Origin of the sequence: Brevundimonas mediterranea, assembly GCF_014196125.1 — a bacterium.
GTDB lineage: Bacteria > Pseudomonadota > Alphaproteobacteria > Caulobacterales > Caulobacteraceae > Brevundimonas > Brevundimonas mediterranea.
The window spans coordinates 139,766-152,515 of sequence record NZ_JACIDA010000004.1 but is presented as its reverse complement, the minus strand read 5'-3'; the positions used below and the strand labels follow the sequence as shown (position 1 = coordinate 152,515).

13 protein-coding genes are annotated in these 12,750 nt (G+C 67.4%); 7 read left to right on the top strand and 6 right to left on the bottom strand.

Annotated features, from left to right (window positions below; genetic code table 11):
• A partial coding sequence (locus GGR11_RS16315) for an MCP four helix bundle domain-containing protein (RefSeq protein ID WP_183198786.1) occupies positions 1-932 on the bottom strand: 932 nt, incomplete at its 3' end.
• Between the two features lie 681 nt (positions 933-1,613).
• On the opposite strand from GGR11_RS16315, the gene fliQ reads away from it, so the two are divergent.
• The 4 genes from fliQ to cckA all read left to right on the top strand — a co-directional run bounded on the left by fliQ (position 1,614) and on the right by cckA (position 5,843).
• Positions 1,614-1,877 (top strand): flagellar biosynthesis protein FliQ, encoded by a 264-nt coding sequence (gene fliQ / locus GGR11_RS16310; protein WP_008258892.1) that lies wholly within the window; start codon positions 1,614-1,616, stop codon positions 1,875-1,877.
• Positions 1,877-2,662, top strand: coding sequence for a flagellar biosynthetic protein FliR (fliR, locus tag GGR11_RS16305; protein WP_183198784.1), 786 nt, complete (start codon positions 1,877-1,879; stop codon positions 2,660-2,662). The genes fliQ and fliR overlap by 1 nt, the downstream gene beginning before the upstream one ends.
• Positions 2,655-3,731 carry a flagellar biosynthesis protein FlhB gene (gene flhB / locus GGR11_RS16300; protein ID WP_183198782.1) on the top strand — a complete coding sequence of 359 codons (1,077 nt, stop codon included), beginning with the start codon at positions 2,655-2,657 and terminating at the stop codon, positions 3,729-3,731. Before fliR ends, flhB begins: the two co-directional genes overlap by 8 nt.
• A 63-nt stretch (positions 3,732-3,794) precedes the next feature.
• A complete protein-coding gene (gene cckA, locus GGR11_RS16295; protein WP_008264323.1) occupies positions 3,795-5,843 on the top strand; it encodes a cell cycle histidine kinase CckA in 2,049 nt (682 codons plus the stop codon).
• Between the two features lie 27 nt (positions 5,844-5,870).
• On the opposite strand, the gene GGR11_RS16290 is transcribed toward cckA, so the two are convergent.
• The 3 genes from GGR11_RS16290 to chpT all read right to left on the bottom strand — a co-directional run bounded on the left by GGR11_RS16290 (position 5,871) and on the right by chpT (position 7,860).
• A complete protein-coding gene (locus GGR11_RS16290) occupies positions 5,871-6,686 on the bottom strand; it encodes a CheR family methyltransferase (RefSeq protein ID WP_183198780.1) in 816 nt (271 codons plus the stop codon).
• Complete coding sequence (locus GGR11_RS16285; RefSeq protein WP_183198778.1) at positions 6,683-7,060, bottom strand: response regulator; 378 nt, start codon at positions 7,058-7,060, stop codon at positions 6,683-6,685. Before GGR11_RS16285 ends, GGR11_RS16290 begins: the two co-directional genes overlap by 4 nt.
• An 89-nt stretch (positions 7,061-7,149) precedes the next feature.
• Positions 7,150-7,860 (bottom strand): histidine phosphotransferase ChpT, encoded by a 711-nt coding sequence (gene chpT / locus GGR11_RS16280; protein WP_183198777.1) that lies wholly within the window; start codon positions 7,858-7,860, stop codon positions 7,150-7,152.
• Positions 7,861-7,926: 66 nt separating this feature from the next.
• On the opposite strand from chpT, the gene cysQ reads away from it, so the two are divergent.
• Complete coding sequence (cysQ, locus tag GGR11_RS16275) at positions 7,927-8,754, top strand: 3'(2'),5'-bisphosphate nucleotidase CysQ (protein ID WP_183198775.1); 828 nt, start codon at positions 7,927-7,929, stop codon at positions 8,752-8,754.
• A gap of 3 nt (positions 8,755-8,757) precedes the next feature.
• On the opposite strand, the gene GGR11_RS16270 is transcribed toward cysQ, so the two are convergent.
• Positions 8,758-9,987 carry a hypothetical protein gene (locus GGR11_RS16270; protein WP_183198773.1) on the bottom strand — a complete coding sequence of 410 codons (1,230 nt, stop codon included), beginning with the start codon at positions 9,985-9,987 and terminating at the stop codon, positions 8,758-8,760.
• Between the two features lie 111 nt (positions 9,988-10,098).
• A complete protein-coding gene (locus GGR11_RS16265; RefSeq protein WP_183198771.1) occupies positions 10,099-10,437 on the bottom strand; it encodes a hypothetical protein in 339 nt (112 codons plus the stop codon).
• A gap of 197 nt (positions 10,438-10,634) precedes the next feature.
• On the opposite strand from GGR11_RS16265, the gene GGR11_RS16260 reads away from it, so the two are divergent.
• Both GGR11_RS16260 and GGR11_RS16255 read left to right on the top strand, forming a co-directional pair.
• Positions 10,635-11,915: a polyhydroxyalkanoate depolymerase gene (locus GGR11_RS16260; RefSeq protein WP_183198770.1), complete on the top strand. Its 1,281-nt coding sequence runs from the start codon at positions 10,635-10,637 to the stop codon at positions 11,913-11,915.
• Positions 11,881-12,609 (top strand): M48 family metallopeptidase, encoded by a 729-nt coding sequence (locus tag GGR11_RS16255; protein ID WP_183198768.1) that lies wholly within the window; start codon positions 11,881-11,883, stop codon positions 12,607-12,609. Before GGR11_RS16260 ends, GGR11_RS16255 begins: the two co-directional genes overlap by 35 nt.
• The last annotated feature ends 141 nt before the right edge of the window (positions 12,610-12,750 follow it).

Sequence of the window (12,750 nt, the reverse complement as noted above, 5' to 3'; positions counted from 1 at the left end):
TTCTGCTTGATGTTGGCGGCCATCTCTTCCATCGAGGCCGAGGCCTGTTCGGCGGCGGCGGCCTGTTCGGTCGCACCCTGGCTCATCTGTTCCGACGAAGACGACAATTCCTGACTGCCGGCGGAGACATTGTCCGCAGCCGTCAACGCGTCGCCGACCACGCTGCGGAGGCGTTCGATCATCCGGTTAAGGTCGCCCAGCATGTCGCCGATTTCGTCCCGACTGGTGACGACGACCGCCTGGGTCAGATCGCCTTCGGCGACGGCGCGAACGGCCTCAGTGGCGCGGATCAGTCCTTTCCGAACGACCAGGGTGATGCAGACACAACCGAAGACCGCAGCGAATAGTGCAAAGGCGCTGGCGACGATCAGCCCTGCACGCGCCTCCTCAAACACCGCATTGGCGCCTTCCTCGGCCTGCGCCATCAGCGCCTTGTCCGTCGCGACGATGTTTTGGGCGGCGTCCTCGATCGCAGAAAGGCTGGCGCGCGCTTCGTTCATCATCAACGCCTTGGCGCCGACGTCGTCGCCGGCGAGCGCCAGCCTGTGAATTTCTTCGCTGATCGGCTTGTATTCTGACCAGGCGTTCGCCAGCGAAACCCACTCGGCCTTGGCGTCTGCCGATGCGGCCGCCTGGCCTTGCGCCAGCAGGTCTTCCAACATGCCTCGGCCCCGGCCGACCTCTTCGGAAAACTCACGGACCGCTTCAGGGTCGGTGGTCAGAAGCATGCCGCGCTCACGCCTCACATAGCTGCTGAACTCGGTCTGGATGCTCTGGGCCCGGCTCAACTGGGCGGCCGGCCCGGCGACCACCTCATGGATGGCCGTGTGCAGCGACGAAAGATGACTGAGGGAAACGCCGACCAAAACGGCGATCGCCGCGATCAGCAACCCGAACGTCAGGATCAACTTGGCCTTGATGGTGAAACGCATAGCCTATCTCCCGAAAAGTCGATCATGACGAGCGACGGACGCCACTGGCGAGCGTGCACCCTGGTGCAGATTGCAGACAGCCGAACATCCGAGGGCGGTCAGGACGAAAGTCAGCGCCATCTGGATGACGAGCGAGCCATCGACCGGGAAAGTCGACCCTCGGAGGCTCTCGACATCACGAACCTCGACAGCCACATCCACTGGTAGGCGTCTTCTCATATCTCGTCCCATCCCCACGGCGCGCTAAAACACAACCCGAACGCACCATCCAGGGATATGGTTAAACCGACTTCAAACGCCTGATAGGGAGTTGTACCTAGAGATAAGCCTCTAAGATCGGTGAGTTTTTTTGATCAACGGAAGTCGAACCGCAGCCCGCCAGCCATGCACTTTCAGGTCGTTCCGCCACAGATGCTCACCCCGCCTGAAACACATCTACGGGTCGCAACACGCAGCAGATCGTGGAATTTCACAGCAAGCCCACTTCCGAATTCCCGCTGCGATCCGTCGGACTGACGAGACGGTCCAGGCGGCCCGGAAGCCGGTTCCGGCATTGGGGCGGAGATGGCTCTTATCTGTTTTCGACAGACCGAAAAGGATTGGGGAGCAGGTCCGGTCATTATCTCTCCATTAACCATCCTCCCGGCATTTTCTGCCCAGTGATTTGCGGAGCGTGGACCGATGAACGGCGCGGAAGTTCTGGATGTAGGGCGCGACGCCATCTGGCTGACGATCCAGCTGTGCCTGCCGGTCCTGCTGGTCGGCCTGGTCGTCGGCGTCGTGATCGGCCTGTTCCAGGCCCTGACGCAGATACAGGAACAGACCCTGATCTATGCGCCCAAGATCATCGCCATCTTCGTGTCCCTGTTGCTGTTCCTGCCGCTGATGGGCGCTCTGCTGGGCGGGTTCATGCGCCAGATCGCGGCGCGCATCGCGGGCATGTAGTGGAGGCTTACGCCACCGCGGATCAGGTCTGGGCCGGGGGGCTGATCTTCGCCCGCATCGGCGCGATCCTGATGCTGATCCCCGGCTTCGGGGAAACCTATGTGCCGCCGCGCATCCGCCTGTCGCTGGCCCTGCTAATCAGCCTGGCGCTGTGGCCTGTGGTGCGCGACAGCCTGCCGGGCCTGCCCGAGACCCTGGGCGGCATGGCCGGGTGGGTGATTCGCGAGGTGGTGGTCGGCCTGATGATCGGCATGCTGCTGCGCATGTTCCTGACGTCGCTGATGACGGCGGGCGAGATCGTCTCGCTGCAGACCACCCTCAGCTTCGCCCAGACGGCCAACCCCTTGCAGGCCCAGCCGGGATCGACCGTCGGCTCGTTCCTGCTGTTGTTCGGGGTGACGCTGATCTTCGCCACCGACACCCACCACCTGTTCATCGCCGGCATGGTCGGTTCCTACAGCCTGATCGCCCCGGCCAAGCCTCTGATCATGGGGGATTTCACCGAATTGGCGGTGCGGACCCTGGGGGACAGCTTCCTGCTGGGGGTGCAGTTGGCGGCGCCGGTTCTGGTGTTCGCCCTGATCTTCAACCTGGCCTCGGGCCTGATCGCGCGGGTCATGCCGTCGTTCCAGGTCTATTTCGCCGCCGCGCCTCTGAGCGTCATCCTGGGCCTGTCGATCTTCGCGCTCAGCCTGGGCGCCCTGGGCACCGTCTTCATCGACCGCTACCGCCGCCTCGCCGAGGTGTTCGCGGCCGGCGCCTTCGGGGGAGGGGCGGGTGGCTGACGACACCGATCCCGAGTCGAAAACAGAAGACGCCACCCCTCGAAAACTCGAGGACGCCCGCAAGAAGGGCGACGTCGCCAAGTCTCAGGACGTCGGCCAGGTCCTGTCCCTGGCCGGAGCGGCGGCGGTGATCCTGAGCGCCGGGGGCTGGTTCGCCGGGTCGATGGCGCAACAGCTGCTGCCCTTTATCGCGGCCCCTCACCAGATGCTGGGGATGCTGGATTCCGGAGCGGGGGCTCAGATTCTGGCCCAGGCTCTTTGGGCCATGACCCCCTTCCTGGGGGCGGTCATGCTGGCGACCATCATCGGCGGGGCGGGCGGACACCTGGCCCAGTCCGGCCTGATCTTCACCGCCGAAAAGCTGAAGCCGAAATGGTCGTCGGTGAACCCGATGTCGGGGTTCAAGCGCATCTTCGGCCCCGACGGCCTGATGCAGTTCGTCAAGACCTTCCTGAAGCTGATCGCCGTCTGCGTCGTCTGCTGGATGGTGCTGAAGCCCCATGTCCGCGAGTTCGAGAACATGGTCACCCTGAGCCCCGCCGCCCTGCTGCCGCTGGCGCGGGACATGGCCCTGGCCCTGTTCGTGGCGGCCATCATCCTGTTGGGGGCGACGGCCGGAGCCGACTTCATCTGGCAGAAGATGCGCTTCGCCAAGCGGATGCGGATGACCAAGGAAGAACTGAAGGAAGACTACAAACAGTCCGAGGGCGATCCCCACATCAAGGCCAAGCTGAAGCAGATCCGCATGCAGCGCAGCCGCCAGCGGATGATGGCCAATGTGCCCAAGGCCACGGTCATCGTGACCAACCCGACCCACTATTCGGTGGCCCTGCGCTACGAACCCAGCGAGGGCGACGGGGCCCCGGTCTGCGTGGCCAAGGGGGTCGACGCCCTGGCCATGCGGATCCGTGAAGTCGCCAAGGAACATGGCGTGCCGATCGTCGAGAACGTCCCCCTGGCCCGCGCCCTGTACGCCTCGGTCGAGATCGACGCCGTCATTCCCAAGGAACATTTCGAGGCCGCCGCCAAGATCATCGGCTTCGTGTTCCAGTCCCGCAAACGTCGGTAAGACCCCCGTAAGGCTTGGCGCCGGATTTGGGGGTATGATCAGACCACTGATTCGCGAGGCCGCATGAAGCCCAACCGTCGCCTTCCGTTCGACCTGCTCTCCGTTGCGACGGCGTTCGGCGTGGTCGTGGCCGTCGCGGCCCTGGCCTATCCGGCCTTCAAGGCCAATCCCATGTCGGGGCCGGGCATGATCCTGATCGTCACGGCGGGTCTGATCGCCCTGATCGGCCTGTTCGGTTTCCGCCGCGCCGAGACGGTCAAGCCGTCCAGCGACGTGGCCGTGGACATGCTGGACGCCATGGCGGAGCCGGCGGCCCTGGTGTGGGAGACGGGCCAGGTCCTGGCCTTCAACGGCGCCTGGGCCCAGTCCAACGGCACGACCACCGCCCTGCCCCGCGGCAAGTCGGCCCAGGCCCTGTACATGGCCTTCGCCCAGGCGCGCCGGGGCGAGCCGGGCCACGCTATCGTCCAGATCGGCGACCGCGAGGTCGAGGTGGTGATCGGCAAGGCCGGCCCGGACCGGTATCTGATGCGGGTCGCGCCCGAAGCCGTCCTGCCCCTGCCCGTGGCGACGGCCCCGACGAACGGCGCGGCGACGGGCGAATCCCGCGCCATGGCCGCCGGCGCCCCCTTCGGCTCGGCCGTGATCGACGGCCCCGACCTGTTCGCCGGCCGGGCGCAGGAGGCGAACGCCGCCCTGGCCGTGCTGACCGGCCCCAACGCAGCACGCGACGCCGCCTTCGGCCATCTGTTCGACCCGACGGGCGTGGCCGAGGCGCGGGTCAAGCTGGCGGCCGGGTCGTCCGGCCCCATCGAACTGGTCGCCCGCGCCTATCCCGACAAGATGCTGCACCTCTATGTGGCGCCAGAGGGCGAACAGAAGCGCATCTGGCTGTTCGACGTCTCGGCGCAGAAGTCGATGGAGCTGCAGCTGTCGCAGGCCCAGAAGATGCAGGCCGTGGGCCAGTTGGCCGGCGGCGTGGCCCACGACTTCAACAATCTGCTGACGGCCATCCAATTGCAGCTGTCGGGCCTGCTGGAACGGCATCCGGTCGGCGACCCCTCCTACGAGGGGCTGAACGAGATCCGCCAGACCGCCATTCGCGCCGCCGACCTGGTGCGCAAGCTTCTGGCCTTCTCGCGCAAGTCCACGGTGCGGCGTGAGCGGCTGGATCTGGGCGAGTTGGTCGGGGAGTTCGCCATCCTGCTGCGGCGCCTGCTGCGCGAGGACGTGCGGCTGGAGACCGACTACGGCCGCGACCTGCCGGTGGTCCTGGCCGACAAGAGCCAGCTCGAGACCGCCGTCATGAATCTGGCCGTCAACGCCCGCGACGCCATGCGCGGCGTGGTCGAGCCGGGCGATGCCGTCGTCACCATCACCACCCGCCGTCTGACCGCCCAGCAGGCGCGCGAGATGGGCTGGCCCGACGCCCCCACCGACGAGGTCGCCCTGATCGAGGTGTCGGACACCGGCCCCGGCGTGCCGCCCGAACTGGTGGACAAGATCTTCGAACCCTTCTTCACCACCAAGGCGGTGAACGAGGGCACGGGCATGGGCCTGGCCACCGTCTACGGCATCGCGCAACAGGCCGGCGGCCATATCTCGGTCAGCAATATCGAAGGCCCCCACGGCATGAGCATGGGCGCCGCCTTCCGCATCTTCCTGCCTGCGGCAGGCGAAGCCGAACTGGCCGAAGTTCAGCCGGTCGAGGTCAAGGTCAAGGCGCCGCGCGATCTGTCGGGCGCCGGCCGCATCCTGTTCGTCGAGGACGAGGACGCGGTCCGCGGCATCGCCGCCCGCCTGCTGCGCCAGCGCGGCTATGAGGTCATCGAGGCCGCCGACGGCGAGGAGGCCCTGATCCTGGCCGAGGAATACGCCGGCCAGATCGACATGATGATCTCCGACGTCATCATGCCCGGCCTAGACGGCCCGTCCCTGCTGAAGAAGGCGCGCAAATACCTGGGCGACGCCCCGGTCATGTTCATCTCAGGCTATGCAGAAAGCGACTTCTCGGACCTGCTGCAGGACGAGGTCGGGGTCTCCTTCCTGCCCAAGCCTCTGGACATCAAGACCCTGGCGGAACGGGTGAAGCAGGAACTGCACGCGGGCTGAATCCACGTCGCGGTTCAAAGGGGCCGATCAGGCGGCTCTGCGCGCGGCGGAGGGTGATTTTACATACAGGCCCTTACGGCCGGTGACGGGGCGGAAGGCGACGGTCTCGCCTTCCAACCGTTCATCCATGCCCAGGAACAGGCAGCCGTCATCCACCAGACGGCGTTCCAGCCCGTCCAGCACACGGGCGCGGCGCGCGGGCTCCATGTCTGCGAGCACGTTACGGCAGAAAATGACGTCGAAACGGTCTTCGTCGGTCGGCTCGTCCAGCAGGTTGGCGCGTCCGAAACGGACAGTGTCGGCCAGTTCGGCGCGGACGCGCCAGTTGTCCTCGGCCGGCTCGAACCAGCGCAGCATGGTCTTGGCGGTCAGACCGCGCTGGATCTCGAAGCCGGTATAGAGGCCTGAACGCGCCTTCTCGATCGCACGCTGCGACAGGTCGGTGGCCGTCAGATCCAGCGGAACACCGATGTCCAGCCCAGCCATGGCGATCGACCAGGCCTCCTGGCCCGTCGAACATCCGGCGGACCAGACCTTGACCCTGCCGTTCGGCCGGGCGCGCGACAGGGCCGGCAGAAGCTCCTTCTCCAGCACGGTGAACGGGGTGCGATCGCGACGGAACCAGGTTTCGGCGTTCAGCAGGGCCTCGATCACCGCCCAACCCAGGGAGGCGACCGGATTGGCCCACAGGTTCGTCAGCAGGGCCTCGACATTGGCGTAGCCTTCACGGCGCGCGATCGGTCCCAGCCGGTGTTCGGCCAGGTGAATGCGATCCCTCGCCAGCCGATAGCCGGCGCGGGTGGCCAATAGTCCCTGAAGCTTGTCGAAGTCCTCGGGTGTCATGCCGCGATCGCGCCGACCTCCATCAGCTTGGACTGAAGAATCTCGCCGTCAAAAGGTTTCATGACGTAATCATCGGCGCCGGCGGCCAAGGCCTCGGCGATTCGCTCCGGCCGGGTCTCGATGGTGCAGAACAACACCTTCGGAACATCGCCTCCGGGCGAGGCGCGCAGGCGGCGCAGGAAGGTCAGCCCGTCCATCACCGGCATGTTCCAGTCGATCAGCAGCACGTCGGGCATGACGCCTGAGCAATAGGCCAGGGCCTCGGCGCCGTCCGCAGCCTCGTCGACCTCGTAACCGAGGCCTTCTACGATCCGGCGGGCGACCTTGCGAATGATCCGGCTGTCATCGACGATGAGGCAGGTTTTGAAATCCAAGACGGGCTCCCCGGCGCCGGACCTCCAGCAGAAGTCGCGCGTCGTAGCAGCATCGCCCGATTCCAGTTAACGAGTCGTTGGGAAACGCCTCAGACGGGCATTCGCGCGACCATCACGACGCGGCCGTCCTCAACCGTCACATGCAGCGAGCCGCCGGCCTCGACGACAGTCAGCCACAGCCAGTAGGGCTGGATCCACTGCCCCGCCAGTCCTTCGATCAGACGCTCGCCGGCCAGGCCCGTGACCGCCTCGGGTTTCAGCCTGGCGCGAGCGCCCTCGGCGAATCCCTCGATGAACAGGGCGCCGTTCTCGACGCGCGACTGGATCACCGCATCGCCCCCCATCGGCAGGGCGCCGACGGTGAGATAGGCCAGATTGGTCAGGGCGCGCGCCTGGGGCTTGGAAAACTCGCCCTCATGGATGCGCCAGTCCAGCGAGGCGCGCCCGCCCTCGGTCAGACCCGTGACCAGGGACTGAAGCTCGCGGGCCGTGAACCGTTCGCTGGTCGTCGCCGCACCAAAGGCGACGCGCGCGAAATGGACCAGGGCGACCATCTTGCGGGCGCTCTGTTCGATAAGGGACAGGGCGTCCTCGCGCATGTCCTGGGCCGACGGATCACGCATCAGATCCAGGCCGGACACGATCGCGCCCGACGGGCTGATGAAGTCGTGGCACAGTTTGGCGGCGACGTAGGTGGCCAGTTCGGTTCCGTCGACAGGCAGGTCCAGCGGGGCTTTGGCGGCGTCGGTCGAATTCATGGAGGCCAGCATACTCTCGTCGGCGTTCAGGTCACAGTTCATGTCGTGCGCGAAGCTGACGTGATTTGCCGGTTCATGGAACCGCCGCAATGGTCTATCGAGCCCATAATGACGACCTCCCCCACGAACACCCTGGCCCTCGACCTGGAGTCCGGCGCCCTGTCCCTGGCGATCGCCGAGATCGCCGAAGACGCCGCGCGCCTGATCCTGCCCTACTGGCGCAGCAACACCGCCGTCGAGACCAAGTCGGACGACAGCCCCGTCACCCAGGCCGACCGCGCCGCCGAGGCCCTGATCCTCGAACGGCTTGCCGCCCTCTATCCCGGCGTCCAGACGGTGGCCGAAGAAGCGGTGGCCGCAAACGGCGCCCCGGCCTCGGCCGAGGACTGGTTCTGGCTGATCGACCCGTTGGACGGCACCAAGGGGTTCGTGCGCGGCGGCGAGGCCTTCACGGTCAACATCGCCCTGATGCACGCCGGCTATCCGGTCGCAGGCGTGGTCACCGCCCCGGCGACGGCGACGACCTGGCGCACGGACACGCCCGGCGGCGGCGCCTTCCGTCGTCAATATGGCGAGCAGCAGGAGGGCGAGGCCCACGCCGGCGCCGAATGGCGGCCGATCAAGGTCCGCGACCGTCCTCAGGAGGGCATGGCCCTGCTGAGCCACAGCGTCACCGACGAAGAGGCTGCGCGCCTGGCCGCCCGCCACGGCTGCACCCGCTGGCAGGGCACGGATTCCTCGCTGAAATTCTGCCTGATCGCTGAGGGCCGATTCGACGCCTATCCGCGCTCGGGCCCGACCTCGGAATGGGATACGGCGGCCGGTCAGGCCGTGCTGGAAGCCGCCGGCGGTCGTGTCCTGGCCGACGACGGCCAGCGCCTTGCCTACGGCAAGCCCAAATTCCTCAACGGCCCCTTCGTCGCCATGGGCGGCTGAGGCTTAGACCTCAAGCCCCGCCTTCCACAGCAGCGTCCCGGCCCGGTCGGCCAGGGCCGGCACGCCCAGTTCGCGCGCGGTCAGGACGGCTTCGTTCAGGATCAGGTGCAGGTGGGCGGGCGCAGGGCCGCCCAGGCGGTGGCGGGCCAAGGCCAGCTCGGCCAGACCGATCTGATCGGCGGCCCAGTCCAGCGGCCCGGCCGCGGCGAGGCGGTGGCGCAGCCGGGCCTCCAGAAGCTCCAGCCCTGTCAGGTCGCGCACGGCCTCGGCCAGGGCGATTTCGCGCGATACCCGGCGTTCGCGCACCAGGGCGCCGATGATCAGGCCGCGCCCTTGGGTCAGGCCCTCGGCCTGGTTCAAAAGCATCAGGGGCGTGGCGTCGTCGCCGGCGCGCAGCACCTGAATGACGGCCCAGTCCAGCGGGCTATGGTCGGGCGTGAACTGATCGGCGGCGGCGTCGAACATCATCCGTCCCTGGGCCAGGGCCTCGGCATGCCCGGCGACGGAGGCCAGGGCCGACAGTCCCGCGCCGCACAGGGCCAGGGCGCGAGCACGAGTCAGGGGGCGATAGTCAGGCGAGGCGTTCTCGACCAGGGCGCCGAGATCGCGACCGGCCTGGTCCAGCAGACGCGCATCCCGCTTGATCACCCCGGTCTCCAGCGCCAGTCCCGCCCGATCCAGCCGCAGTTCGACGTCGTTCGCGCCCGCCTCGTGCTGGGCCAGGTCCATCAGGGCGGCGGCGTCCATCAGGGCGGCAGGGTCGCCTGACAGACGGGCCTTGCGCGTCTTGAGCCGGGCATGGATCGAGGACAACTGGCCTGCGGCATGAGACCGACGCGGCCGCCCCACGGCGTCAAGCGCGGTCAGGGCGCGGTCCAGGTGAATGGGGTCGCCGCACAGGTCGAAGCGCAGCATCAGGGCCTGGGCCTTGTCGATCGCGGCCCGCGCCGTCTGGTCCTCGCCCACGGCGGCGCGCACCAGGCTATCGGCGCAACGGTCGGCGCGATCCAGGCTGTCGACGGCGCCGCTGCGGCGGGCGTGCTCGCGCCACAGGGCGGCGGCGCGGCTCTCGGTCTCGAACGGGCGGGCGCAGGAGACGCGACCGGCGTCGGTGGTCTCGCGCCGCGCCTCAGCCGCCAGCAGGTCGACGCCGATCAGCTCGACCCAGCCCAGATCCTCGCTCTCACGGGCTTGGGCGAACAGCTTGCGTAGGTCTCGGCCGAACTCGAACATGCGATGGACGCCTCTAAATCCCGCTTCGGGACGACCGATGCGTCCCCCTGGGGTTCCAATGCAAACGCGACGCCGCCAAGGGGGTTCAGCCTGGCCTTAAGGATGATTTTCTCAGTTCAGGTCTGGCGTCTTCTGACGGCAGCGCTGCAGGGCGGCGCGGGCGTCGGACGCATCGGCGTTCAGCCGACGCACGGCCTCGATCCGGGCGCGGGTCTGGTCGGCCTCGGCCGCGCGCGAAGGCTTTCCGGCGGCGGTCGCGGCCTGCATGGCCGCCAGCGACCAGAACAGGGCGGCGTCGTACAGGCGTCTGCCCTCCGCGCTCTCGCCGCCTTCCAGTTCGGATGCGGCCTGGGTCAGGCCGGCGCAGCGCACCGCCTCCTCATAGGAGACGAGGCCGACGTTCGGCGCGTGCTGCATCAGCAGGCTGGCGATGGTCAACAGGACCAACATGGGAAGGCTCCATAGACGTCCCCCCGGACATCGAAGACATCAGATCACGTTCCGACGCCGGGGAGAAGGTCGAACCCGGGCGGGAATTGGACAGGATTGCGAATAACTGCCGCGTCGGGATGAAACCCTGTATGCTGCTCTGCAGCAAACGGCCGGGACCCGGTTTCCGGTCTCGGCAAGACCCGCAATGGATCGTCATGCTCTACGCCTTTCATGAACTCGCCTATCAGTCGGCCCTGCCGTTTCGGGTCGGCGCCCAGATGGCCCGACGCTTCTGGACCTCGCCCTTCAATCCCGCGGCGGACACGGCGGTCGGGCGCACCGCCTACGCCTCGGCCGAACTGTTCGAGAGCGTCACGCGTCGCTACGGCAAACCGGACTGGAAGCTGGAAACCATCGAGATCGCCGGCAAACCGGTGCGCACCGTCGAACAGGTGATCTGGCAGAGCCCCTGGTGCCGCCTGGTTCGGTTCGCGCGCAATATCGGCGACCTGAAGCGCGCCGGAAAGCCGCCGTCCGGTCCCGCCGTCCTGATCGTCGCGCCCCTGTCGGGCCACTACGCCACCCTGCTGCGCGGCACGGTCGAGGCCTTTCTTCAGGACCACGACGTCTATGTCACCGACTGGGTCAACGCCCGCCAGGTGCCGGTGCTGGAAGGCCGGTTCGACTTCTTCGACTATATCGACCACGTCCGGCGGATGCTGGCCGAGATCGGCGGCCGGGCCCATGTGGTCGGCGTCTGCCAGCCCGGCCCGCCCGTCCTGGCCGCCGGGGCCGTGATGGCCGAGGACGGCGACGAGAACCGCCCCCTGTCCATGACCTTCATGGGCTCACCCATCGACGCGCGCCTGTCGCCGACCGTGACCAACCAGCTGGCGGAGGAAAAGCCCTTCACCTGGTTCCGGTCGAACATGATCCACACCGTGCCCCTGCCCTATGCGGGGTTCGGGCGGCGGGTCTATCCGGGCTTCGTCCAGCTCTACAGCTTCATGTCGATGAACGAAGAGCGCCATCGCGACGCCCACTGGGACTATTTCAACAGCCTGATCGATGGCGACGGCGACGGGGTGGAGAAGCACGAGGAATTCTACGACGAATATCTGTCGGTGCTGGACCTGACCGAGGAATTCTACCTCCAGACCATCGACATCGTCTTCCAGCAGCATCTGCTGGCGCGCGGCCTGCTGGAGCATCGCGGGCGCAAGGTCGATCTGACCAAGATCACCGACATCGGCCTGATGACGGTCGAGGGCGAGAAGGACGACATCTCCGGCGTCGGCCAGACCCAGGCGGCCCACGGCCTTTGCCCCAACATTCCCGAGGACCGACGGGTGCTGTACGTCCAGCCGAACGTGGGCCATTACGGCGTCTTCAACGGTCGTCGCTTCCGTGACGAGATCTATCCCCGCGTCCGCGATTTCATCGCCCAGAACGAGGCCCTCGGTGGCGTATCGCAACGGTCAGCGTCTGCCGCTTGACGACAAGGCTCCGAACTCAAGTTCAGGTCCCGTCCTGAGACTGTCGGTCAATCCCCGCGCCCGGCGCCTGTCGGTGCGGATCGATCCGCGCGCGGGCGAGGCGGTGGTGATCGCCCCGACCGAGCGCGGCCTGGCCCAGGCCGTGGCCTTCGCCCGTTCGAAAAGCGTCTGGATCTCCGAACGCCTGGCGGTGCGGCCCAAGGGCCGACCGCTGGCGCCCGGCCAGGTCATCTCATTGCGCGGCCGCCCGGTCCGCCTGGAAGCGACGTCCGGCGCCGGCGCAGCCCGCTTGGTCGAAGACGGAACCGTCATCCGCTCGGGCGGCGAGGGGGAGGCCTACGCCCGCCGGGTCGAGAACCTGCTGAAGCGCGAGGCGCGCAGCACGCTGTTGGAACGCACCGACCAGCATCTGCGCGCCCTGGGCCAGGCGCCGGTCACGGTCTCCATCGCCGACACCCGATCCCGCTGGGGCTCGTGCAGCCCGCACAACCGCACCATCCGCTATTCCTGGCGCGTCATCATGGCCCCGCCGCCGGTCATCGACTACCTGGCCGCCCACGAGGTCGCCCACCTGGTCCACGCCGACCACAGCCCGGCCTACTGGTCGGTCGTCGAGCGCCTGGTCGGCGACCACAAGCCCTGGCGCAAATGGCTGAAGGACTATGGCGCCGCGCTTCATGCGGTAGGGCGATAGAACCCACTCCTCCCCCCCCCCCTTGGGGGAGGTGGATCGGCGCGTAGCGCCGAGACGGAGGGGGCAAGAGAGCGCAGCTAAGGCGGCGCATTCAAACAGCGAGCCTGTGTCGCCCCCCCTCCACCCCCGCGCGAAGAGCGC

Bases quoted from the DNA above. Each gene is read 5' to 3' on its own strand.
- GGR11_RS16260 (WP_183198770.1), top strand. From the start codon at position 10,635: ATGCTCTACGCCTTTCATGAACTCGCCTATCAGTCGGCCCTGCCGTTT.
- GGR11_RS16270 (WP_183198773.1), bottom strand. From the start codon at position 9,987: ATGTTCGAGTTCGGCCGAGACCTACGCAAGCTGTTCGCCCAAGCCCGT.
- cckA (WP_008264323.1), top strand. From the start codon at position 3,795: ATGAAGCCCAACCGTCGCCTTCCGTTCGACCTGCTCTCCGTTGCGACG.
- GGR11_RS16265 (WP_183198771.1), bottom strand. From the start codon at position 10,437: ATGTTGGTCCTGTTGACCATCGCCAGCCTGCTGATGCAGCACGCGCCG.
- GGR11_RS16290 (WP_183198780.1), bottom strand. From the start codon at position 6,686: ATGACACCCGAGGACTTCGACAAGCTTCAGGGACTATTGGCCACCCGC.
- fliQ (WP_008258892.1), top strand. From the start codon at position 1,614: ATGAACGGCGCGGAAGTTCTGGATGTAGGGCGCGACGCCATCTGGCTG.
- chpT (WP_183198777.1), bottom strand. From the start codon at position 7,860: ATGAACTGTGACCTGAACGCCGACGAGAGTATGCTGGCCTCCATGAAT.
- cysQ (WP_183198775.1), top strand. From the start codon at position 7,927: ATGACGACCTCCCCCACGAACACCCTGGCCCTCGACCTGGAGTCCGGC.